Annotated in this window: 15 protein-coding genes; 6 read left to right on the top strand and 9 right to left on the bottom strand. The window is 62.3% G+C overall.

Features of this window, described 5'->3' with window-relative positions:
* Positions 1 to 51: 51 nt before the first annotated feature.
* Positions 52 to 1,506: an NCS1 family nucleobase:cation symporter-1 gene (locus J3P95_RS07965; RefSeq protein WP_434577934.1), complete on the top strand. Its 1,455-nt coding sequence runs from the start codon at positions 52 to 54 to the stop codon at positions 1,504 to 1,506.
* Here the strand turns inward: J3P95_RS07965 and J3P95_RS07970 are convergent, their stop codons facing one another.
* The gene (locus tag J3P95_RS07970; protein WP_434577932.1) at positions 1,507 to 2,679 is read right to left on the bottom strand and encodes an MFS transporter; all 1,173 of its coding nucleotides are present in this window, start codon (positions 2,677 to 2,679) and stop codon (positions 1,507 to 1,509) included.
* A 103-nt stretch (positions 2,680 to 2,782) separates the two neighbouring features.
* On the opposite strand from J3P95_RS07970, the gene ptrR reads away from it, so the two are divergent.
* The gene (gene ptrR / locus J3P95_RS07975) at positions 2,783 to 3,676 is read left to right on the top strand and encodes a putrescine utilization regulator PtrR (protein WP_434577930.1); all 894 of its coding nucleotides are present in this window, start codon (positions 2,783 to 2,785) and stop codon (positions 3,674 to 3,676) included.
* Between the two features lie 139 nt (positions 3,677 to 3,815).
* Positions 3,816 to 3,944 (top strand): PA1414 family protein, encoded by a 129-nt coding sequence (locus J3P95_RS07980; RefSeq protein ID WP_256222727.1) that lies wholly within the window; start codon positions 3,816 to 3,818, stop codon positions 3,942 to 3,944.
* Positions 3,945 to 4,101: 157 nt separating this feature from the next.
* On the opposite strand, the gene J3P95_RS07985 is transcribed toward J3P95_RS07980, so the two are convergent.
* From J3P95_RS07985 to J3P95_RS08005, 5 genes are all read right to left on the bottom strand, one after another.
* Entirely contained in the window at positions 4,102 to 5,490 is a 1,389-nt protein-coding gene (locus J3P95_RS07985; RefSeq protein WP_186614022.1) for a sodium:solute symporter, read from the bottom strand.
* A 201-nt stretch (positions 5,491 to 5,691) separates the two neighbouring features.
* Complete coding sequence (locus tag J3P95_RS07990) at positions 5,692 to 7,197, bottom strand: purine-cytosine permease family protein (protein WP_434581260.1); 1,506 nt, start codon at positions 7,195 to 7,197, stop codon at positions 5,692 to 5,694.
* Between the two features lie 51 nt (positions 7,198 to 7,248).
* Positions 7,249 to 7,656, bottom strand: a complete 408-nt coding sequence (locus J3P95_RS07995) for a YybH family protein (RefSeq protein ID WP_434561954.1) — start codon at positions 7,654 to 7,656, stop codon at positions 7,249 to 7,251.
* Positions 7,657 to 7,665: 9 nt separating this feature from the next.
* Entirely contained in the window at positions 7,666 to 8,616 is a 951-nt protein-coding gene (gene speB / locus J3P95_RS08000; RefSeq protein ID WP_434561956.1) for an agmatinase, read from the bottom strand.
* Positions 8,617 to 8,794: 178 nt separating this feature from the next.
* Positions 8,795 to 10,054 (bottom strand): IS256 family transposase, encoded by a 1,260-nt coding sequence (locus J3P95_RS08005; protein WP_434577927.1) that lies wholly within the window; start codon positions 10,052 to 10,054, stop codon positions 8,795 to 8,797.
* A 276-nt stretch (positions 10,055 to 10,330) separates the two neighbouring features.
* On the opposite strand from J3P95_RS08005, the gene J3P95_RS08010 reads away from it, so the two are divergent.
* Both J3P95_RS08010 and J3P95_RS08015 read left to right on the top strand, forming a co-directional pair.
* Positions 10,331 to 11,224, top strand: coding sequence for a LysR family transcriptional regulator (locus tag J3P95_RS08010; protein ID WP_047227898.1), 894 nt, complete (start codon positions 10,331 to 10,333; stop codon positions 11,222 to 11,224).
* A 2-nt stretch (positions 11,225 to 11,226) separates the two neighbouring features.
* The gene (locus J3P95_RS08015) at positions 11,227 to 11,823 is read left to right on the top strand and encodes a tRNA-uridine aminocarboxypropyltransferase (protein ID WP_434577925.1); all 597 of its coding nucleotides are present in this window, start codon (positions 11,227 to 11,229) and stop codon (positions 11,821 to 11,823) included.
* Positions 11,824 to 11,982: 159 nt separating this feature from the next.
* Here the strand turns inward: J3P95_RS08015 and J3P95_RS08020 are convergent, their stop codons facing one another.
* The 3 genes from J3P95_RS08020 to J3P95_RS08030 all read right to left on the bottom strand — a co-directional run bounded on the left by J3P95_RS08020 (position 11,983) and on the right by J3P95_RS08030 (position 17,079).
* Positions 11,983 to 13,347, bottom strand: a complete 1,365-nt coding sequence (locus J3P95_RS08020) for an HlyD family type I secretion periplasmic adaptor subunit (protein ID WP_434561960.1) — start codon at positions 13,345 to 13,347, stop codon at positions 11,983 to 11,985.
* 194 nt (positions 13,348 to 13,541) lie between these two features.
* Complete coding sequence (locus J3P95_RS08025; RefSeq protein ID WP_434577923.1) at positions 13,542 to 15,701, bottom strand: type I secretion system permease/ATPase; 2,160 nt, start codon at positions 15,699 to 15,701, stop codon at positions 13,542 to 13,544.
* 19 nt (positions 15,702 to 15,720) lie between these two features.
* The gene (locus tag J3P95_RS08030) at positions 15,721 to 17,079 is read right to left on the bottom strand and encodes a TolC family outer membrane protein (protein WP_434577921.1); all 1,359 of its coding nucleotides are present in this window, start codon (positions 17,077 to 17,079) and stop codon (positions 15,721 to 15,723) included.
* 448 nt (positions 17,080 to 17,527) lie between these two features.
* Between J3P95_RS08030 and J3P95_RS08035 the strand changes: the two genes are divergently transcribed.
* Positions 17,528 to 23,902 (top strand): retention module-containing protein, encoded by a 6,375-nt coding sequence (locus tag J3P95_RS08035; RefSeq protein ID WP_434577920.1) that lies wholly within the window; start codon positions 17,528 to 17,530, stop codon positions 23,900 to 23,902.
* Positions 23,903 to 23,959 lie beyond the last annotated feature (57 nt).

Raw genomic sequence — 23,959 nt, forward strand, 5'->3', positions numbered from 1 at the left:
GTGGTGGACAATCAACTCGGGGGCTCGGCGGTATCGAAAAGGAGCCCCGCGATGTCCGAGCAAATGCCCAACGGCTATAGCCCTCGTCTCTATAACGAAGACTTGGGCCCGCTGCCGCAGAAATGGAATTGGTACAACATCTTCGCGTTCTGGATGAGTGACGTGCACAGCGTCGGCGGCTATGTATTTGCCGCCAGCCTGTTCGCCTTGGGCTTGGCGAGTTGGCAGGTGCTCATCGCATTGTTGGGCGGGATTTGCATCGTGCAGTTGATCGCCAACCTGGTCGCCAAGCCGAGCCAGCAGGCGGCGGTGCCTTATCCTGTCATTTGCCGGCTGGCGTTCGGCGTGTTCGGAGCGAATATCCCGGCGGTGATCCGAGGCCTGATCGCCGTGGCCTGGTATGGCATCCAGACCTATCTGGCCTCGAGTGCGCTGATCATTGTGGTGCTGCGGTTTTTTCCTTCGATGGAAGTCTATGCGACGCCGCATTTTGCAGGTTTGTCCTACCTGGGCTGGTTTGGTTTCCTCGGCTTATGGTTTGTCCAAGCGCTGGTGTTCTGGACGGGCATGGAGTCGATCCGTCGTTTCATCGACTGGGCCGGGCCGCTGGTGTATGCGGTGATGTTCCTGTTGGCCGGTTGGATCGTCTGGAAAGCCGGTTGGAGCAACATCAGTTTTACCTTGGCCGAGAAGTCGCTGTCCGGCTGGCAAGCGTTTGGCCAGGTCATCGTGGCGACAGCTTTGGTGGTGTCGTACTTTTCCGGCCCAACCCTGAACTTCGGTGATTTCAGCCGTTATTGCCGGAGCATGTCTGACGTGCGCCGGGGAAATTTCTGGGGGCTGCCGGTGAATTTCCTGGCGTTCTCCCTGGTCACCGTGGTGATTGTCTCCGGGACCTTGCCGGTATTCGGGGAAATGCTTCACGATCCGATCGCTACGGTGGCGCGCATCGACAACGATGTCGCCGTCTTGCTCGGGGCGTTTGCCTTCGTGACCGCCACCATCGGCATTAATATTGTCGCCAACTTTGTGTCCCCGGCCTTCGACTTTGCCAACGTCGCGCCGAGCAAGATCAGTTGGCGCGCCGGTGGCATGATCGCGGCGGTGGCGTCGATTTTCATCACCCCGTGGAACCTGTTCAACAACCCTGAAGTGATCCACTACACCCTGGACGTGCTGGCAGCGTTTATCGGGCCGTTGTTCGGCATTCTGTTGGTGGATTATTACCTGATCAAAAAACAGCAGATCGATGTTGATGCCCTGTTCAACGACGGCCCGAGCGGGCGTTATTACTACAGTGGCGGCATCAACTGGACCGCCATCAAGGCGTTGGTTCCGGCGACGTTGATGGGGGTGGCGGTCACTTTCACGCCGCTGCTGCAACCGATGGCCAACTTTGCCTGGTTCACCGGATGCTTCCTCGGCGGAGTGTTGTATTTCGCCTTGGCGCGACGTGAGCCGACGTCGCAGTTGGACAAATCCTACAGCCCCGCCGGCCAAGCCTGATCAGCGTAGGGCGGTCTGGGCGCAAGGGTTCCTCGCGCCGCGTTTGGCGGGCCGCAGCAACAGACCGCCCGCCAACACCAAACCGCTGCCGGCGACGATCAGCGCCGGTTGCAGGCCGCCGCTGAAATGGCTGCTCAGCGCCGCCAGCAATGGACCGCTGAGCTGGCCTACGGCAAAGCAGGCGGTCAGCAGCCCGATGTTGCGCTGGGTCGCGTGGGGCGCCAGTTCCCTGGCACGCATCACCATCAGTTGCATGCAGGCGAGGAACGGCGCGCCACAGAGAAACACACCCATGGCCAGCCCCATGCCGCTGCCCAGCAGGCAGGCAAATACGCCAGCGGCTTGCAGCCACAATGTCGCCACCAACCAGCGACTGGTGGTGTTCGGGTTCGGCCGGCGCAGGCTCACCAGCAGCACGCCGGTGGCAGCGGCCAGGCCGAAGCAGGGCCAAAACAGATCCGCCTGCCACTGCCCCTGAAATTGCGCAGAAGCCATTTGCGACAGGAAAGTCGCCGGAATGATGTAGCCCACACCATACAAGGCGTAGACCACGCAGAGCCGGGCGATGCCGCTGTTGCTGGACGCGGCGATGGGTGCTGCAACAGTGGTCGTCGGTACGGGTTTGGGCAGGGCCGGCAGAATCACCAGCAACATCACCAGCGCTGCGCCGGCATACACCAGCCATAGGGTGTCGGATGTCTGGCCCAGCAAGTTCGAACCCAAGGCCAGCAAGCCTGTAAGAAAAATCCCCAGGCCTGGTCCGGCAAATACCAGTGCGCCGAGTCGGGGCCGTCCCGCCGCCGCTGCCAAAGGTTGGCTCAACGCGGTAATCATCACCATCACCCAGGCACTCGCCACGCCGGTGCCGAAGCGCAGCGCCAGGTGCGGCCAGAATCCCCAGGCCCAGAACGACGCCAGCGTCAGTACTACGCACAGCCACAGGCCTCCCAATAGACGTCGCTGCACCTGTTGCGGACGACGGGCGAACATGGCATCCAGCGCACCGAGTAGATAACCCAGGTAATTGGCGGCTGCAATCAGACCGGCGGCGGTCAAGTCGACCTGACCTTCGCCGATTAAATGAGGTAATTGCGGTGTCAGGGCGAAGCGGCCAATGCCCATGGCCATCATCAGGGCAATGAAACTGGCGAGCAGGCGAATCAAGGGCGACATGGTCGATCTCCAGCGTCGAGGCGAATGACCGTCAGGCTAGAATCGATTGACTTTCATTAAAAATGAATAATAGTGAGTAACTTGTTCTTTTTTGGAGAAGGTCGTGGAGTTCAGCCAGTTACGGATTTTCCAGGCGGTGGCCGAAGAAGGCTCCATCACCCGAGCGGCAGAACGCCTGCACCGGGTGCCGTCGAACCTTTCGACCCGGCTCAAGCAGCTCGAAGAGCAGTTGGGCGTCGACCTTTTCCTGCGTGAGCGTCAGCGTTTGCAGTTATCGCCTGCGGGAAAAGTCCTGTTGGACTATGCGACCAAGCTGTTTGCCCTGCATGACGAAGCCCATACGGCGGTGCAGGGCGGTCAGCCGGCCGGGGATTTTGTGTTGGGCACCATGTACAGCACGGCGGCGACGCATTTGCCGGACCTGCTGGCCGGTTACCACCGGGCTTACCCGGCGGTGAACTTGCAAGTGCAATCGGGGCCGAGCGGAGAATTGCTGGAAGGCCTGCTCACCAATCGCCTCGATGCGGCGTTGGTGGACGGCCCGCTGGAGCTGGCGGGGCTGGATGGCGTGCCGTTGTGCGACGAGCGGCTGGTGTTGATCACCGAGGCCGATCATCCACCGGTGCGCAGTGCGCTGGATGTCCAGGGCCGCGCGGTGTTCACGTTCCGGCGCGGCTGTTCCTACCGGATGCGCTTGGAAGCCTGGTTTGCCCATGATCATGCAACCATGGGTCGGGCGATGGAGATTGAGTCGTACCAAGGGATGCTGGCCTGCGTGATCGCCGGGTCCGGGGTGGCGTTGATGTCCGAGTCGATGCTCGCTAGCCTGCCGGGCCGCGAACGGGTATTGATGCATCCGCTGGCCGAGCCGTTTGCCAGCGCAACGACCTGGTTGATGTGGCGCAAAGGCATGGTAGGCGCCAACTTGAACGCCTGGATTGAACTGCAACAACAAGCCTGGCCGCGTGCGCCAATGATCACGGCGCAATCGGCTTGAACTCCCAGGTTGGGATTTGGATCAATTCAGTAACAGATCATTGCAATCTGTCACGAGCATTGCGTAGGACTTCGGACTATTATCAGTGCGAAGGGGCCACAGAAATCTGCCGCTCGCACCACCCTGAGGGGGCACCACGATGAAAGAGAAAATCCAGAACTGGCTTCACGACTTGGGTGTCGCGCTCGGCCTGATCGAACCGCCGATGCAGCCGATACCGATCCGCACCGACGACGAGCAACGCCGCCGCCAGCCGCGCCGCCGGTAAACCCACCGATTTTGGAGAGATCGCAGTCTCGGGCTGTTTCAATTGAAACAGCCCGAGACTGCGATCTTTTTTTTGTTTTGACGGGACAGATGCAGGAAAAAAAGGGGCATGGCCACCGACGCCATGCCCCTCGAAGAAAACCTTTCCTGCTGCTTGATCAAGCGGCCTTAGCCACCACATTCGAACGTGGCGACAACAGGCTCACCAGCACAAAACTCACCAGCGCCACGCTCAGGCTGTAGTAGATCGGCGTGTTCGCATCCAGGCCGTCCTTGAACATGAAGAACAGCGCGGTCAGGAAGCCCAGCGACATGCTAGTGATTGCCCCGGCCGTGGTGGCGCGTTTCCAATAGATCGCGCCGATCAGCGGGATCAGCATGCCGCCCACCAGCAGGTTGTAAGCCAGGGTCAGGGCGCTGATCACGTCGCTGACCACCAGGGCGATGCCCAGCACCACCACACCCAGCAGCAAGGTCGCGATGCGGTTCTCGTGGACGTCGCCGTCGCCGCTTTCTCGACCCTGGCGCAGACGCGGCAACAGGTCCTGGACCACCGTTGTGGACGCTGCCAGCAGGCCCGCCGCGGCGGTGGACATCAGCGCCGCCAGCGCTGCGGCGATTACCAGCCCGCGAATGCCATTGGGCAGGCTGGTCTGCACCACGCTGGCGAAGGCGTTGTTGACGTTTTCCAGGTCCGGCAGCAACACCTTGGCGGCCATGCCGATCAGCGCACCGGCCAGGCCGTAGAGCACGCAATAAAGGCCGGCGGCAGTACCGGCGACTTTCGCCACGCGCTCGCTGCGAGCGGTGAACACCCGTTGCCAGATGTCCTGGCCGATGAAGATGCCGAAGAAGTAGATCAGGAAGTAAGTGAGGATCGTGTCCCAGCCGATCGCGGTGAAATCGAAATAACGCGCCGGCAACGCCGCCACCATCGCATCCCAGCCGCCGGCGTCGACGATGGACATCGGCATCAGCAGGAACACCAGGCCAACGGTCATGATCAAAAATTGCACGATGTCGGTCAGGGTCAGCGACCACATGCCACCGATGGTGGAATACAGCACGACGACACCGCCGCCCACCAGGATCGAAGCCCAGAAGGGCAGGCCGAACAGCACCTGCATCACCGTGCCGATGGCGATGGTCGAGGTGGCGCCGATCATCAGCGCATACACCAGCATGATCAGCGCGCTGGCGTGACGAGCCGCCGGGTTGTAGCGGCGCTCCAGCACTTGGGTCACGGTGTAGATCTTCAGCTTGAGCAGCGGCTTGGCCAGGAACAGGCTCAGGCCGACGATGCCCAGGCCGATCGCGCCGCACAGCCAGAACCCGGAAATGCCGTGGACATAGCCCAGGCGCACGGTGCCGATGGTCGATGCGCCGCCCAGCACGGTCGCGGCCATGGTGCCCAGGTAAAAACCCGGGCCGAGGTTGCGCCCGGCGACCAAGTAGTCGTCACGCGTCTTGGCGCGGCGCATGCCATACCAGCCCAGGGCGATCATGCCGGCGGCATAGATGAGAACGACGATTAAATCCAAAGCCATGATGGCGTGTCTCCGATTGTCTTTTTATGTGGGGCGAGGCTGCTGGCATTGACACCGCAGCCTCAATGCGCACGGGCTTTCGTGGCGAGGGAGCTTGCTCCCGCTCGACTGCGCAGCAGTCGCCGCTTTTCAAGTCAGAAAACCTGGGGGTCGCTGCGCAACCCAGCGGGAGCAAGCTCCCTCGCCACGGGAATTGGTCAGTCAGGCGGCCTGTCGCAGTTCTGACGGGTTGAGCGGATCAGTGCTACGCGGATCCTGCGGTCCATACACCGCCGCCGGCTCTGGAAACAGTCCCAGCAGCGCCAGGTAAACCACCGACGCCAGCCCCAGGGTCACCGGCAGGCTGACGTCGATACCGCCGGCCAGTTCGCCCAATGGCCCGACGAATTGCCCCGGCAGATTGACGAAGCACAGCCCCACCAATGCGCTGGGAATCCACGCCCCCAGGCCCCGCCAGTTCCAGCCGTGGCTGAACCAGTAGCGCCCGCCGGTTTCGCCGCGGGTGAACACCTGCAAGTCGTCCGGGCAGTAGAAGCCGCGGCGCACCAGCAGGCCGATGATCATGATCACCATCCATGGCGTAGTGCAGGTGATGATCAGCACGGCGAAGGTCGAGACGCTCTGCACAAGGTTCGCGGCGAAGCGCCCGATAAAGATGAAGGCAATCGACAGCACGCCGATCAGCAGCGTCGCCTTGACCCGCGACAGCACGCGGGGAAAGACGCTGGACATGTCCAGCCCGGTGCCGTACAGCGACGTGGTCCCGGTGGACATGCCGCCGATCACCGCTATCAGGCACACCGGCAGGAAGAACCATCCCGGCGAAACCGCCAGCAGGCCGCCCACGTAGTTGTTGGCCGCGATGTAGTCCGGTGCCTTGATCGCCACGATGGTGGCGGTGGCAAGGCCGAACAGGAACGGAATCAGCGTGGCCAACTGGGCAGCGATCACCGCCAGCATGATGCGCGGCTTCGGCGTATCTCGCGGGATGTAGCGCGACCAGTCGCCCAGGAACGCGCCGAAGGAAATCGGGTTGCTCATGGCCACCAGCGCGGCGCCGATGAAAGCGGCGTAGAAGCCCGGCTGGCCGAGGCTGACCGTGCCGGCGAACTGGCTGTCGAAGCTCGGCGCGAAGGCGAATATGCCCAGCAGGAACAGCAGGCTGGCGGCCCACACGGCGATGCGGTTGACCCACAGCATGAAGCGGAAGCCGTAGATGCACACGGTCAACACCAGGAGTGCGAACAAGCCGTAGGCCAAGCCCAGGCTGAGGTCGGTTTCCGGCACGCCGATCAAGCGCTTGGCGCCGCCGATCAGCGCATCGCCCGAACTCCACACCGACAGCGAGAAGAACGCGATAGCGGTCAACAGCGAGAGGAACGAGCCGACGATTCGCCCGTGGACGCCGAAGTGCGCACCCGAAGACACCGCGTTGTTGGTGCCGTTGAGCGGGCCGAACAGGCCCATCGGCGCGAGGATGATCGAACCCACCAACACCCCAAGCACAATCGCCCAGGCACCGGCCTGGAATGACAGGCCGAACAGCACCGGGAAACTGCCGAGCACGGCGGTGGCAAAGGTATTGGCGCCGCCGAAGATCAGGCGAAACAGATCGCCCGGACCGGCGGTTCGTTCATGGTCGGGGATCTGTTCGACCCCGTTGGTTTCAATCTGCGTAAGGCTTTTATCGTTATTGTTATTCATGATCTGCTCCGATCATCGAGGCGCGTTCATCGGATGTGAACGTTGCCTGCTTGGCTAAGGGGGTGGCAGCCCTTCCGGCATTGCGGACAAATGTTCATGACAGGCCAGCCATAGGCCTTGTTGTTCTTGGCGAAACACAATGGTTTCGCGCTCCTGGCTAAAGTGAAGCTCCCCTTGCATGCGCAGCTCGGTGGCCACGTCATGGATGAAAATCGCCACGTCCCCTTGCAGGCTGACGAAGGCGTTGCTCGAGGTGCAGTTCAGCACCTCGAAACCCTCCTCGGACCGCCAGCGGTCCCACAAGGCCTGGTAGGCCTCGCGTGACAGCAGCGGCTGTTCGAGGGTGTAGAACACGAAACTCGCATCGGCCGCGAACGCGCCGAAGTAAACCTCGCGGTCATTGCGGGCGAAGGCCGATACCAGCTCGGCGGCGGCCTTGAGAACCTGATCCCGATGGCTCATGGCGGCGCCTCAGCGATGGACCACGCCAGGTAGTACGCAGAGCATCTCGTACAGCAGGTTGGCGCCCAGCAGCGAGGTGTTGCCGGTGGTGTCATACGGCGGCGAGACTTCTACCAGATCGCAACCGACCAGGTCGAGGCCCTGGCAACCACGGACGATTTCGATCGCCTGGATGGTGGTCAGGCCGCCGATTTCCGGGGTGCCCGTGCCAGGCGCCCAGGCGGGGTCGATGCCGTCGATGTCGAAACTCAGGTACACCGGGCCGCCGCCGACTTTCTCGCGCACTTCGGCCATCAGTGGTGCCAGGGATTTGTGCCAGCACTCTTCGGCCTGGACCACGCGGAAGCCCTGGTTGCGGCTCCAGTTGAAATCGTCGGCGGTATAGCCCTGGGCCCGCAGGCCGATCTGGACGACGCGGTCGCAATCGAGCAGGCCTTCTTCCACAGCGCGGCGGAAGGTGGTGCCGTGGGCGATTTTCTCGCCGAACATGTGGTCGTTCACATCGGCGTGGGCGTCGATGTGCACCAGCCCGACCTTGCCGTGCTTCTTATGGATCGCCCGCAGGATCGGCAGGGTGATGGTGTGGTCGCCGCCCAGGGTCAGGGGGATCACGTTGTGTTCGAGAATCTGGTGGTACGACTCTTCGATGATCCGTACCGCGTCCAGCAGATTGAAGGTGTTGATCGCCACGTCGCCAATGTCCGCCACCGCCAGCGAGTCGAATGGCGCGGCGCCGGTGGCCATGTTGTAGGGGCGGATCATCACGGATTCGGCGCGGATTTCGCGGGGCCCGAAACGGGTGCCGGCGCGCAGGGAGGTGCCGATGTCCAGCGGTACGCCGACGAACGCAGCGTCGAGGCCGGCAGCGGTTTGCAAATGGGGGAGTCGCATCATGGTGGCGATGCCGCCGAAGCGCGGCATTTCGTTGCCGCCCAGTGGTTGGTGAAGAATCTTGTCCACGGGTAGGGCCTCATCGTTTGTTTTATTGATCAGGGGCCGATTCTGCGAAAAGCTTTTGCCGTGAAGAATCGCTGGCGGCAAATACTTAGTTCAGATTTTTCTAAACTAATGGCGGGCGGGGAGTGTCAGATTTTTTGTGTGCGGGCCGGTAACGGCCTGCCGTTAGGCAGACCTTCATTTACCACGTCGGCCTGATGAACCGATCCCCGTACAGGATCGCGAACTGATTCATGGCGCTTTTCCAGTCATGGGCTGCACTGCCCCAGTTTGCGGTTATATTGCGCAAGCCCAGCCAGATTAACTTGGTGGCAGCTTCATCGGTTGGGAAGTGCCCCCTCGTTTTAATGATCTTGCGCAGTTGAGCGTTGATGCTCTCGATTGCATTGGTCGTGTAAATCACTTTCCGGATGGCGGGCGGAAAGACAAAAAACGGGATGACTCGATCCCAGGCGCGTCGCCAGGCAGCTACGATGGTTGGGTACTGTTTGCCCCAGGGGCCATTTTCGAACGAGTCCAAAGCCGCTTCGGCGGCCTCGGCGTTGATCGCTTGATAGATCGGCTTAAGCGCTTTGGCCAGTTCCCGACGTTTGTCCCAGGCTGCATAGTCGAGGCTGTTGCGGATCAGATGTACGATGCAGGTCTGCAAAGTCGTCTCAGGAAACACCGCGCTCAGGGCTTCTGGCATGCCTTTGAGACCATCGGTCACGGCAATCAGCACATCTTCGACTCCGCGTGTCTTGAGGTCATTGAAGACCTTCATCCAGAACTTGGCGCCTTCCGTTGTCTCGATCCAGATGCCCAAGATATCGCGGGTTCCGTCCGGTAATACGCCCAAGGCCAAGTAGATGGCCTTATTGCGGACCAGTCCTTCTTCCCTGATTTTGACCCGCAACGCGTCGAAGAAGATGACCGGATACATCTGCTCAAGCGGTCGTTGCTGCCAGGCGCCGATCTCCTCCATCACCGCGTCGGTGACCGAACTGATGAAGTCGTGCGAGACATCTGTCCCGTACTGTTCCAAGAGAAACGCGCGAATCTCGCGAACCGTCATGCCCCGAGCGTACATGGCGATGATCTTGTCATCGAACCCGGTAAAGCGCCGCTCATGCTTGGGAATCAGGATCGGCGCAAAGCTGCCATCGCGATCACGGGGAATCTCCAGACGAAGCGGACCGTCGTCTGTCAGAACGGTCTTGCCGCTTTTACCGTTGCGCTGGTTACTCGACTCCTCGGGACGCTCCGCGCCCTGAGGATAGCCAAGATGGTGGCCCAGCTCTGCGCCCAGGGCTCGCTCGATAAGCGCCTTCTTGAAGGCCATCGACGCATCCTGAATCGCCTCGGCAGTCATTGGGCCTTTGACGAACTGATCAATCAGCTCCTTCGGGATCGAAGGGAGCTCGGCTTTGGCCTCCAAGGCCGTCTTCTTTTTGGTTGGCATACATGCACCTCTTCAGCATGTTATGCCCGAACACAAAATTTCTGACAGTCCCGGCGGGCGGGGCGATAGACTCCGCAGCAACGCAATCCCGGGGGGACATGATGCCCCTGTGGCGAGGGAGCTTGCTCCCGCTCGATGGCGCAGCCATCGCAAAACCTGCCGACGCGGTCTGTCTGATGCATCGAGGTGAATGGTTTGGGGCTGCTTCGCGGCCCAGCGGGAGCAAGCTCCCTCGCCACAAGAGCGCTACCAAGCCCTAAGTAATTCGGAGACCCCATGGCCAACGCTCTACCCGACCTGAAACTGCTGCGCATTTTTGTCAGCGTGGTCCGGCACCAGGGGTTCGCCAATGCCCAGCACGAGCTCAATCTTTCCACGTCGGCCATCAGTACCTACATGAGCCAGCTCGAATCGGCCCTGGGCCTGGTGCTCTGCCATCGCGGGCGGGGCGGGTTCAGCCTGACCAGCAAGGGCGAGTTGTTCCATCAGGAAACCCTGCGCTTGTTGGGCGAACTCGAAGGGTTCGAGCAGTACGCCGCAGCGCTCAAGGGCGAACTGCGCGGTACGCTGAACCTCGGCGTGATCGACTCCACCGTCAGCGACAAGGCCCTGCCGTTTGCCGAAGCCATCGGCGCCTACAGCCAGGAACATCCGGCGGTACATTTGCACTTGTCCGTCATGAGCCCTTACGAACTGCAACTCGGCGTTCAGGACAATCGCCTGGACTTGGCCATCGGCGCGTTCTCCACGCGCATGAGCGGCCTCGTCTACATGCCGCTGTACCGCGAGCAGCACTGGTTGTATTGCAGCAACCGCCACCCGCTGTTCAACGAGCGGCGCATCCCTGAACAACTCATCACCCAACAACGCATGGTCGGGCGCGGTTACTGGAGCCAGGCCGAACTGGCCCGCCACGGCTTCAAGCACAGCGCGGCGACGGTGGAAAGCATGGAGGCCCAGCTGATCCTGGTGCTGTCCGGTGCCTATGTCGGTTATTTGCCCGAGCATTACGCCCAGGCCTGGGTCGACAAGGGCGACTTGCGCGTGCTGCTGCCGGCGACGTTCGGCTATCAGGCGCCGTTTTCGATGATCGTGCGCCGTGGCCGCAGCCGCGAGCCGTTGATCCAGACTTTCCGCGACTTGCTCAAAGCGCAACTGAATCAGGCCTGACCATGTCCAGAATCCAATGCCCGCGTTGCCTCCGGCCGCAAAGCCACTGCCTGTGCCCGCTGATCCCCAGCCTCGACAGCCGCACCCGGGTCTTGTTGTTGCAGCACCCCAGCGAGGTGAACCACGCCTTGAATACCGCCCGGTTGGCGGCGTTGGGGCTCAATAATGCCGAATTGATCGTGGGCGAGGTGTTCGCGGATTTGCCCAGGCTGCTCAACCAACCGGGTTATCAGGCGCGGTTGTTGTTTCCTGCTGACGATGCGCAGCCGCTGCAAGCCTACCGGCCGCCCGATGATCCGCTGCTATTGGTCGTACCCGACGGCACCTGGCGCAAGGCACGCAAGCTGCTGCACCTCAACCCGCTGCTGGCGGCGTTGCCGAGGGTGACGCTGGCCGAAGGCAAGGTATCCCGTTACCGTTTGCGCAAGGCGCCAGGACCGGGGGCGTTGTCGACGGTGGAGGCGATTGTCCAGGCGCTGCAAACCCTCGAAGCGCCGGCGAGCTTCGAGTTGTTGCTCAAGCCGTTCGAGGCGTTGATCGAAGGGCAGATCGCGGCGATGGGCGAAGAAACCTACCAAAAGAACCATGGAGGGGAATAGAGTCCCCTGTGGCGAGGGAGCTTGCTCCCGCTCGGCGGCGCAGCCGTCGTGAAACCTGCTGGCGCGGTCTGCCTGACACAACGAGGTGAATGGTCTTGGGGCTGCTGCGCAGCCCAGCGGGAGCAAGCTCCCTCGCCACGGGATCGGCGTAAATCCGGATCAGCGCTCGCGCATCGCCTCGGTCCGTGCCTTCAACACTGGTTTGAGCAAGTAATCCAGGACACTTTTCTCCCCGGTAATGATATCCACCGTGGCCACCATCCCCGGAATGATCAGCAGCGGTTTTGCATCGCCGCCCAAGTGATTTTTATCGGTGCGAACCTGAATCAGGTAGAAGCTGTTGCCCTTGTCGTCGGTGATAGTGTCGGCGCCGATCAGTTCGAGCTTGGCGCTCAGGCCGCCATAAATCGTGTAGTCGTAGGCGCTGAACTTGACCATGGCTTTCTGGCCTGGATGGAGGAACGCAACGTCCTGGGGACGGACCTTGGCTTCGATCAGCAGGTTGTCTTCCAGGGGCACGATTTCGATCATGTCGCTGCCCGGCTGGACCACGCCGCCGATGGTGTTGACCTTGAGCTGCTTGATCACTCCGTGCACCGGCGAAACCACCGTGGTGCGGGTGACACGGTCGTCGATGGCGATGCTCGAGGCGGTGATTTTTGACAGCTCGGTGCGCTTCTCGTTGAGCTCCTTGGCCGCGTCGGAGCGGAAGGACTGTTCCGATTCGTCGATCTTGCTCTTGATCTCGTTGATCGCCGATTCGGCCCGTGGGATTGCCAAGGTCGTGGCGTTGAGCGAACCGCGTATTTCCACCGCGCTGCGCTTGAGCCGCAGGATCTCCACCGGCGAAACCGCCCCGGTGCGCACCAGCGGCGCCGACATGTTCATTTCTTCCTGGAGCAAGGCCAGGGCCGAGCTGAACTGGCTTTGCTTGGAGCGAAATTCCGCAAGTTCCTGGGTCTTCTGCCGCAGTTGTTCAGACAGTGTGCGTTGCTCGCTGGCCAGACGTCGCTGGCGTTGCTCATGCAACGAGCGCTCGTCTTCGGCCACTTGCGGCGCCTTGGCGATCACCTCGGCCGACAGCTTGAAGGGACGGCCTTCTGCCTCGGCCGACAAGCGCTCGACTTGGGCCGTCAGGGCGTAACGGTCGGCCTCGCTCTCGCCCTTGTTCGACAGGAACCGCGTGTCGTCCAGGCGCAGCAGGGTATCGCCCTTGTTCACCATCTGGCCTTCGCGCGCGAAAATCTCGGTGACGATGCCGCCCTCCAGGTTCTGGATCACCTGGATCTTGCTCGATGGAATGGCTTTGCCCTCACCGGTGGTGACTTCTTGCAGCACCGCCAGTTTGGCCCAGACCAGCCCAGTGATAATCAACCCGGCGGCCAGCCACACGGTGACCCGCGAGCGACGGGGCGAGTCCTGCAGCGTGGCGCTGGCGGTTTCCGGCATGAACTCGCTTTCGGCGCTTCTGCTGAAACTGCCGAAGTAGCTGCGGGCGGCTGAGTCGGGTGTTTGAGCGGACATGGGGCGGTACCCGTTGGTTAAATGAAATTCACTGAGCGCTGCTTTTGTGGCGAGGGAGCTTGCTCCCGCTGGGCTGCGAAGCAGCCCTAAAAACATTCACCTCGGTGTAACAGGTAGATCGCGCGGGCAGGTTTCGCGACGGCTGCGCCGCCGAGCGGGAGCAAGCTCCCTCGCCACAGAGTATGTGTTGGCGGCTATACCGCAGCAGACCCCACCCGCCCTTTGCGCAGTGCATCGATCACCGCGTCCTTGGGCCCATCCGCCACGATCCGCCCGTTATCCAGCACCACCAAGCGGTCCACCAGACTCAGCATTGAGGTGCGGTGGGTGACCAACAGCACGGTCTTGCCCTGTACATGGGTGTGAAGCTTTTGCCGCAAGACATCCTCGCTGCTGTTGTCCATGGCGCTGGTGGGTTCATCGAGCAACAGGATCGGCGGATCGAGCAGCAGCGCGCGGGCCAGCAGCACGGCTTGGCGCTGGCCACCGGAGAGCAACTGCCCGCGCTCGCCCACCGGGCGGTCGAAACCTTGTGGATGCTGGCGGGCCAGTTCGGTAACGCCGGTCAGCTCCGCCACTTCCAGCATGCGCGCGTCGCTGATATAGCGGGCGCCGAGGGTGAGGTTGTCGCGCAGGCTGCCGGCCAGCAGCGGCAGGTCATGGGCAACATAGCCGATCTGCTGCCGCAAGTCGGCGACGTCCACTTGCCGCAAGTCCAGCCCATCGAGCAGCAGTTGGCCTTCCTCCGGTGCATAGAAACCCATCACCAGGCGCGCCAGGGTGCTTTTGCCCGAGCCGCTGCGGCCGATGATCCCGACCCGTTCGCCAGGCTTGAGGCTGAAGCTGACGTTGGCCAGCGCCGGGGTACTCTGGCCGTCGTAGTGGAAGGTCACGCCGCTGACGTCCAGCGCGCCCTGCAACTGAGTGCGGTCCAGCGGGCGCTGTTTGGCATCGCGCTCCTGGGGCAACGCCATCAGGGCATCGGTGCTGCGCATGGTGAGTTGGGCTTGCTGATAGCGGGTAATCAGTCCGGCGATCTGGCCCAGCGGCGCCAGCACGCGGCTACCGAGCATGTAGGTCGCCACCAGTGCGCCGACGCTGAGGTTGCCGGCGATGATGCTGTAGACGCCGGCGACGATGGTCGCCATGCCCGCCAGTTGCTGTAGGAAGAGGGTGCCATTGGTCGCCAGCGCTGAAAGGTTGCGCGCATGGCTGTCGAGGCGGGTGAGGGCGCCGTGGGTGCTTTCCCATTGATGTTGGCGCTCGCTTTCGGCGCTGCAGGCCTTGAGGGTTTCCAAGCCGCCGAGGGTTTCGATCAGCAGTGCCTGGCGCTGGGCGCCGAGGGCCAGGCTTTTCTGCACGGTGTCGCGCAGGCGTGCCTGGATGATCATGGCGAAGACGATGGTAATCGGAAACGCCACCATTGGAATCACCACCAGCCAGCCGCCGAGCAGGCCGATCACCACCAGCATCAGCAGGGCGAAGGGTAGGTCGATCAGACTGGTGAGGGTCACGGCGGTGAGGAATTCGCGCAGGCCCTGGAAGTCATGGATGCTCTGGGCGAAGCCGCCGATGGTCACGGGCTTGGCTTTCATTGCCATGCCGGTGATGCGTTCGAACAGGGTGGCGGAGAGAATCACGTCGGTTTTCTTGCCGGCAGTGTCCAGCAGGTGGGCGCGAACCACCCGCAGCACCAATTCGAACCCGGTGCCGATCAACAGCCCCACGGCCAGTACCCATAACGTCGACGTGGCCTGGTTCGGTACCACGCGGTCGTAGGTCTGCATCACGAACAGCGGCACCATCAGGCCCAGCAAGTTGATCAGGAAACTTGCCAGGATCGCGTCGCTGTACAACCAGCGCGACAGTTTCAACGTGTCGCGAAACCATGCCTCGACCCGCGGCACCAAGGGCGCGCGCAAGTCTTCGAGTTCATGGCGTGGCCGGGCGAACAGCGCCTGGCCACTGTAGTCGGCGGTCAGTTGCTGGCGAGTGACCCATTGCTCGCCGCCATCGGCTTCGCTGGGCAGGATCAGCGCCTGGCCGTCCTCGCCCCAGCGCCGCAGTATCGCGCAGCGACCTCCGGCCAAGATCAGCATGACCGGCAAGTTGAGCGCGGAAATATCGTTCAGGTCGCGACGCAACAGTCGCGCCTGCAAACTGGCCCGGGCCGCTGCGCGAGGCAGCAGGTCCAGGCTCAAGCGTTGGTGCGCCATAGGCAGCCCGGCGCTGAGGCTGGCGCGACTGACGGTCGCGCCATGGAGTTTGCAGAGGATCAACAGGCCGTCCAGCAACGGATCATCGAAGTTCAGGCGCGGATCGGCGCCGGGGATTACCGGTTCCATGCGGGTCATGCTGATCACTCCCACTGGATTACTTCAGTTCCGGCAACCGTGCCTGGTTCTTGATTTCGGTCTGCGCGACCGCGTCGGCTGGCAGGACGATCCGTTGTTTTTGCAATAACAGGCCCATGTTCGCCAGCACCCGGTACATCGAGTATTCCTCGGTGTAGCGCACCTCGGTGTAGCGACGGTTGGCGTTGTACAGCTCGTTTTCGCTGTCGAGCAAGTCGAGCAGGGTCCGCTGGCCAAGGCCGAACTGGTCTTGGTAGGCGGCGCGCACGCGAGCGGTGGTGTCGGCGTACTCGCGGGCCGTCGGGGTCTGCTTGCGGGCGTTGAGCATCGCGTTCCAGGCCAGGCGCGTGTCTTCATTGAGCTGGCGCAGGGCGTTGTTGCGAATGTCCATGGCCTGGTTGATCTGATGGGCGTTCGAGGCCAGCCGCGCCTTGTCGCTGCCGCCGCGGAACAGGTTGTAGTTCATCACCACGCCGAGCCGCCAGTTGTTGTCATGGCCTTCTTCGCCGCCGAGGTTGTTGTTGGCGCCCACGGCCGCTTCGGCGTCGAAGCGCGGGTAGAACGGCGACTTCGCCACTTCGTATTGGCTCTCGGCGGACTGCACGTCGGCCTGGGCCGATTTCAGGTAGGGATTGTTGTCGACCATGCTTTGCTGGGCTTCGCGCAGGTCGGCGGGTATTTCGCCTTTGGTCGAGGGCGGCGCTTCCAACTCGTCAGGCATGCGCCCGACCACGCTGTAGAAGTTCGCCTCGGCGTCGGCGAGGTCGACTTGGGCAGTGTCGTAGTTATTTTCCGCCAGGGCGCGACGGGCATTGGACTGGTCGGAGTCGGCGGTGCTGCCCACGCCCCGCTCGGTGCGTAGGCCGATCTGATCGTTGACCCGCAGGTGCGCTTGCAGATTGTTCTTGGCCAGGGTCACCAGTTCGCGACGCTTGAGCACTTCCAGATACACCTCGATGGTGCGCAGGGCCAGGTCCTGGGCAGTGCCCTGGGCGTAATAGGCTCGGGAATTGACCACGCCTTTGGTGCGCTCCACTTCATTGGCGGTGTTGAACCCGTCAAAAATCATCTGCCGCAGGCGCAGCTCCGACTGGGTGTAGGTAAGGATGTTGGTGTGGTGGTTGCCCAATGCCCGGGTATTGGTGTTATCGCTGTAGCCGCGGCCATAACCGGCGTTCAGATCCAACGATGGGAAAAAGCCCCCCCTGGCGACCTTGACGTCTTCATTGGCCGACAAACGGCTGTCCACCCGTTGCGCCAGTTCGGGGTGGGTCGCAATGGTGCTCTGGATCGCTTCGGTCACGGACATGGCCTGCACCTGAGAAGAGCAGGCCATGGCCAGTAAAACCGCGCTGTAGAGGGGAGTAAGAACGCGCATGGGGAGCATCTCCTGAGGGCTGTTGTGCTTCGTTGTCGCCAGAATATTGACGTTTAAAAGATCAAAACCGTTTCAACCTTGTAACAACACAGCTAAGAACATCCTGAGGAAAACCTAAGAAGGATTTCTCATAAGCTTTATTCCGAAAAAAACTTATGTGCTCTGAGAAATCCAGCACATTGTTCAAATCGAAAGCCGCGAAAAATAAGGGTTGCGACGGCTTTTAGGCGTCAATAAAAAGTTCCATGGCAAATTTTGAAACGATGTGAAGACGTGCAAAAAGGTTGAGCGGAGAGGCGGTTTAAGCGACGGTTTTTTGTCATTATGGCGAAAGGCTAGCGCTTCGGACGTTCGCGAAAGCTGGCAGATTTTCCAGATTCTGACGGTGACCTGAGCACGCTTCTTCACCCAGACAGGTGCTGACTGCGGTCGGCAGGAGGGAATGCACATGGCAGCGCTCATCGGTACCGTCAGCAAGGTGGTAGGGCAGGTTTTCGCGGAGGCTGCCGGTGGGCTGCGGCGCCCCCTGGTCGAAGGCGATCGGCTGTATGCCGGCGAGCATCTGATCACCGGGGCCGAAGGCGCAGTGGCAGTGCAGTTGCAGAACGGCCAGGAATTGACCCTGGGCCGCGAGAGCAACCTGAGCCTGACCCCGCAGTTGCTCGCCAACCAGGCGCCTCATGTCGACACGCCTGACAGCGCGGCGCCGACCGATGCGCAACTGACCGATGTACAACAGCTGCAGCAAGCCATCGTCGCCGGTGCCGACCCGACCCAGACGGGCGAGGCCACGGCTGCGGGCGCCGAGGGCGGCAACCCGGGCGGGGTAGGCGGCGGGCACAGCTTTGTATTGCTGGAAGAAGTCGCCGGGGAGGTTGATCCGCTCATCGGCTTTCCAACCGCCGGCTTCAACGGGATACCGGAGTTTCCTCAGCTGGAGTTGGCCGCTGACCCGGATGGCGACGGCGATGACGCCGCCGTGCCGCCGGTAACGCCCGAGACGCCGGATAATCCCGTCACCCTCGACGGCCTGACCGTCGATGGCGGTGAACTGACCGCCCACGAGGCCAGCCTCGCCGACGGCACGGCGAGTAACCCAGGCGCCTTGGTGCAAAACGGTACGTTCACCCTCTCGGCCCCCGACGGCCTGAGCAGCCTGAGCATTGGCGGCATCAGCGTGATTGCCGGTGGCGTGCCCACGGGTTTCCCGCAATCCATCACCTCGGCACTGGGCAATACGCTGACCATCACCGGCTATAACCCGGCCACTGGCGTGGTCAGCTACAGCTACACCCTGACCGACAATGAAACCCATCCGACGGGCGACGGTGCCAACAGCATCAGTGAGCAATTTCCGGTGGTGGCGGTCGATACCGACGGTGACACGGCCAACGGCACCCTGGACGTCAACATCACCGACGACGTGCCCCAGGCGATCGACGACAGCCACGCCAGCACCGCGTCGCAAACCCTCGTCAGCCTGACCGGCAACGTCTTGCCCAATGATCATCAGGGCGCTGATCGCATTCCCACCGGACCCGACAGCGGCCCGATCATCGGCGGCACCTTCACCGGCACCTACGGGACGTTGGTCCTCAACCCCAACGGCACGTATACCTACACGCTGAACACCAGCGACCCGCAATTCGTCGCGTTGCACGGTGGCGGCAGCGGCACGGAGACCTTCACCTACACCCTGACCGACGCCGACGGTGATACCAGCACCGCGAACCTGGTACTTCAAGTCCATAACAACGACGACCCGGTGGTTATCGCCGGCCTCGACACCGAAGGCGGCGAGCTGACGGTGCAAGAGAAAAACCTCGACGACGGCAGCAGCCCCGACGCTTCGGCGCTGACCCAAAGCGGCACCTTCACCGTGACCGCGCTGGACGGCGTGCAAACCCTGAGCGTCGGCGGTATCAGCGTGGTCAGCGGTGGCGTCGCCGCCGGCTTCCCACAATCGATCACCACCGCGTTGGGCAACACGCTGACCATCACCGGCTTCAACGCGATCACCGGCGTGGTCAGCTACAGCTACACCTTGCTCGACAACGAAGCGCATCCCAATGCGAATGGCGCCAACAGCCTGGGCGAGCAATTTGCCGTAGTGGTCACCGATGACAACGGCACTACCGCGAACGGCAACCTGGACGTGAACATCGTCGACGATCTGCCCAAGGCCGTGGATGACAGCAACGCCGGTACCGCCTCGGAAAGCAACCTGACCCTGACCGGCAGCGTGCTGACCAACGATACCGAAGGCGCCGATCACGTGGCGTCCGGCCCGATTACTCCCGGCACCTTCACCGGTACTTACGGGACCTTGGTCCTCAACGCCGACGGTTCCTATACCTACACGCTCAACGCCGCCGACTCGGATTTCAAAGGGCTGCACGGTGGCGGCAACGGCACGGAAACCTTCACCTACACCCTGACCGACGCCGACGGTGACACCAGCACCGCCAACCTGGTACTTGAAGTCCATAACAACGACGACCCAGTGATCATCACCGGTCTCGACACCGAAGGCGGCGAGCTGTCGTTGCAAGAGAAAAACCTCGACGACGGCAGCAGCCCCGACGCTTCGGCGCTGACCCAAAGCGGCACCTTCACCGTGACCGCGCTGGACGGCGTGCAAACCGTGAGCGTCGGCGGTATCAGCGTGGTCAGTGGTGGCGTTACCGCCGGTTTCCCGCAATCGATCACCACCGCATTAGGCAACACACTGACCATCACCGGCTTCAACGCGGTTACCGGCGTGGTCAGCTACAGCTACACCTTGCTCGACAACGAAGCGCATCCCAATGCGAATGGCGCCAACAGCCTGGGCGAGCAATTTGCCGTGGTGGTCACCGATGACAACGGCACCACTGCGAACGGCAACCTGGACGTGAACATCGTCGACGACTTGCCCAAGGCCCACGCCGATTCAGCCTCGGTTGAGGAGGGCGGGACGGTCAGCGGCAATGTGCTGAACAACGATGAGGGCGGTGCCGATGGTCCTGCGGCGAGCGGTGCGGTCATCGGCGTACGGGCGGGCGGCGATACGTCGACCTCGGCCGTCGGCGGCCTCAATACCCAGATCAACGGCGCCTATGGCTACCTGACCCTGGATGCCAACGGCAACGCCGTTTACCACAGCAACCCGAACGTCGTCAGCGCACCGGGTGCCACTGATGTGTTCACCTACACCGTGCGCGACGCCGATGGCGATGAAAGCACCACGACCATCACCATCGACGTGCACAACAGCTGCCTCGTCGCTGCGCCGGATCATGAGATCAGCGTCCATGAACGCGCGCTCGACCTCAACCAGGATGGCCAGGACCTGGCCCCAGGCACCGTCACTGGCAGCGCGCCGAACGCCAGCAGTGAAACCGCCAACGGCAGCCTCGTGGATGCGGTGACCGGTGCGGTCGGCGCCGTCAGCTTCGCGCTGATCGGCAATGCCACCGGCGCCCATGGTCAGTTACTGCTCAACCCGGACGGTTCCTACACCTACACCCTGACCTCGCCCGCAACGACAGCGCCCGCCGCCAACGACGGGCCGAACGTGCTGAGCGAAAGCTTTACCTACCAAGCCACTGATTCACTCGGCAACAGCGTCACCAGCACCATCGTCATCAACATCGTCGACGATGTGCCCAAGGCTCATTGTGATACCGCTGCGGTGGCGGAGGGCGGGACGGTCAGCGGTAATGTGCTGGACAACGACGTGTTGGGCGCGGACGGTGGCGCGGTGCTTGGCGTACGTGCCGGCAACGATACTTCAACGCCTGTCACTGGCGGCCTCAATACGCAGATCAACGGAACCTACGGCTACCTGACCCTGGACGCCAACGGCAATGCGGTTTATCACAGCAACCCGGACTCGGTCGGCGCGCCGGGCGCCACCGATGTGTTTACCTACACCGTGCGCGATGGCGACGGTGACGAAAGCACCACGACCATCACCATCGACGTGCACAACAGCTGTCTGGTCGCCGAAACCGACCATGACGTCACCGTCCATGAAAAAGCCCTGGACTTGAAACAGGACGGCCAGGACCTCGCGCCTGGCACCGCCACGGGCAGCGAGCCGGGTGCCACCAGCGAAACCGCCACGGGCACCTTGGTCGGTTCGGTCACCGGCGCGACCGGCACCGTAACATTTACCCTGGTGGGAGACGCCACCGGCGCCCACGGCCAGTTGCTGCTCAATCCCAACGGCTCCTACACCTACACGTTGACTTCACCGGCGGCGACTTCGCCCCATGTCAACGACGGCCCGAATGCGCTGACCGAAAGCTTCACCTATCAGGCCACCGATTCCCTGGGCAACAGCACTACCGGCAACCTGGTGGTGAGCATCGTCGATGACGTGCCCAAGGCGGTCGCGTCTGAACGTTCGGTCACGGCGACGGAGATCGATTCGAACCTGCTGATCGTGCTTGATGTGTCCGGCAGCATGAAAGATCCCTCAGGCGTGTCGGGGCTCTCGCGAATGGACTTGGCCAAACAGGCGATAAACGCTTTGCTCGATAAGTACGACGACATGGGCGACGTGAAAGTCCAGCTCGTGACCTTCAGCGGCAGCGCCACCGACCAGAGTTCCGTGTGGGTCGACGTAGCAACTGCCAAGACGCTGATCTCGACGCTCAAAGCGCACGGTGATACCAATTACGATGCGGCCGTGGCGGTGGCTCAGACTGCGTTCGCAACCTCCGGCAAACTGCCCGACGCACAGAACGTTGGCTATTTCTTCTCGGACGGCAAGCCGACCTTGGGCGAGATCGGCTCGGCGGACGAAGCCGCTTGGAAGGCTTTCCTCGACGCCAACAGCATCAAGAACTACGCCATCGGCCTGGGCAGCGGCGTCAGGGATGTCCACCTCGATCCGCTGGCCCATGACGGCAGCACCCACACCGATACCGACGCCGTGCTGGTCACCGACCTGAACCAACTCAACTCGGTGCTTTCCGGCACCGTGCAGGGCGTGCCGGTCACCGGCAGCCTGCTGGGCGAGGGCGGCTCGTTCGGCGCCGACGGCGGGTTTGTCAAAAGCCTGGTGGTGGACGGCACAACGTATGGCTACAACCCGGAGGCCAACGGTGGCCAGGGTTCACTGATCGTCAGCGGTGGGGCCAACCACGGCACCTTCAATACCGCGACCAACACGGTGAGCATCGCCACAGATCATGACGGTACCCTGGTGGTCAATCTGGATACCGGCGCGTTCAGCTACACCTCGCAGACCACCACCGGCACGCTGATTACCGAGCACATCGGCTACACCATCAGCGACAACGACGGCGACCTGGCCAGTTCCAACCTGGTGATCAAAGTCGTGCCCAACAGCCCACCGGTGGCGGTTGAGGACAATGTCATCACCAACGTGCTGTCGGGCAATATCGTCATCCCCGGCGAACGCTTGCTGGGGAACGACAGCGATGCCAACGGCGATCCGCTCACCGCTTCACCCACGGGCTTCAATACCGGCTGGATTGCCAGGGGCGCGGACTTCACCGGCACCAGTGGCACCGCCAGTTTCACCGGCAACAATGCCCAGGCGATCAACCTCAACCGCAGTGCCTTCGTCGCCAACGCCGCGAGCATGACGGCGGTGCTGGTGGTCAGCGGCGCGCTGGGGGCGGTGTCGAACAACAACGCCAACGATGAAGACAGGCTCAACGTCGCCCTCAAGCAGGGCGAAACGTTAACGCTGGATCACAACCTCACGGCCGGTCGCATCGCCATGGAATACTCGTTGAACGGCGGGCCGTTCATTGCGATCAACGATGGCGCCTCGTTCACGGCGGCAGCGGACGGCAACTACCAGATCCACGTCACCAACATCCCCAACCCCGGCAATGGCAACGCCAATGCCTCGGAAAACTACCAACTGACGATGACCGTCAACTACGCCGGCGCCCAGGACCACACGCCGGATTACCACGGGACCTACACCACCAGCGACAATCATGGTGGCAGCGACAGTGGCGGGGTCGGCATCAGCTACCAGGCAGGCCATACGCTCACCGGTACAAGCGGGGACGATGTGCTGCTGGCCGGCAATGGCAACAACGTGCTCAACGCCGGCGATGGCAATGACATTCTCAGTGCGGGCACCGGCAACAACACCTTCAATGGCGGCGCGGGCGGCGACTTGCTCTACAGCGGCAGCGGCAATGACCTGCTCGACGGCGGCAGCGGCAACGACACCGCCAGCTACGCCCATGCCAGCGCGGGTGTCACGGTGAACCTCGGCCTGCTTGCCGCACAAGACACCCTCGGCGCAGGCACCGACACCCTGGCCGGCATCGAAAGCCTCGTCGGCTCGAACTTCAACGACACCCTCACGGGTAACGGCGCGAGCAATCGCATCGACGGGGGGCTCGGCCATGACGTGCTCAATGGCGGCGGCGGTGATGACATTCTGATCGGCGGCCTGGGCAACAATACCCTCACCGGCGGCAGGGGCGCCGACACCTTCCAATGGCAGGCAGGCAACAGCGGCCACGACGTCATCACCGACTTCACCCCAGGCCTGGACAAACTCGACCTGTCCCAACTGCTACTGGGCGAAAACGGCAGCGCCGCGTCCCTCGACGACTACCTGCACTTTACCGTCACCGGCACCGGCGCATCGGTCATCACCAGCATCGATGTCGGCAGCACCGCCGGCGCCACGCCGAACCAGACCATCGACCTGGCCGGTGTCAACCTCGCCAGCCACTACGGCGTCACGCCGGGCTCGGGGGGGATGATCGGCGGCGCGGACACGGCGACCATCATCAATGGGATGCTCAATGATCATTCGTTGAAGGTGGATACGGTGTGAAGTGAGCTGAAATGACAAAGCCCGGCGACGTGCCGGGTTTTGTGTACTTGGGACGGT

Source organism: Pseudomonas sp. Z5-35, from assembly GCF_051131945.1.
Classification (GTDB): domain Bacteria; phylum Pseudomonadota; class Gammaproteobacteria; order Pseudomonadales; family Pseudomonadaceae; genus Aquipseudomonas; species Aquipseudomonas marvdashtae.